The sequence below is a fragment of the Acidisoma sp. L85 genome, assembly GCF_009765865.1.
GTDB lineage: Bacteria > Pseudomonadota > Alphaproteobacteria > Acetobacterales > Acetobacteraceae > Acidisoma.
This window is the reverse complement of the sequence record NZ_LMUQ01000019.1, coordinates 1-208: the sequence shown is the minus strand read 5'-3', so window position 1 is coordinate 208 and position 208 is coordinate 1. Positions and strand designations below refer to the sequence as shown.

At 59.1% G+C, this 208-nt stretch carries 1 pseudogene; it reads left to right on the top strand.

Annotated features, from left to right (window positions below):
* Nucleotides 1–208 (top strand): annotated as a pseudogene (locus tag GSQ83_RS03540) (IS5/IS1182 family transposase); the annotation flags it as partial.

Sequence of the window (208 nt, the reverse complement as noted above, 5' to 3'; positions counted from 1 at the left end):
GCCCGTGGCAAACCGTATACTGGTGGTTTCGACGGTTCGTGCGTCGGATGCTGTTCCAGACCATTCACGACGTGTCGCTGATGCTTGACCGGGAGCGTAGCGGACGTGAAGCCAGCCCGTCTGGTGGTGTGCTCGACAGCCAGACGGTGAAGGCGCCGAATGCCAAAGCGCGAGGATATGATGCCAATAAGAAGATCGTTGGCCGCAA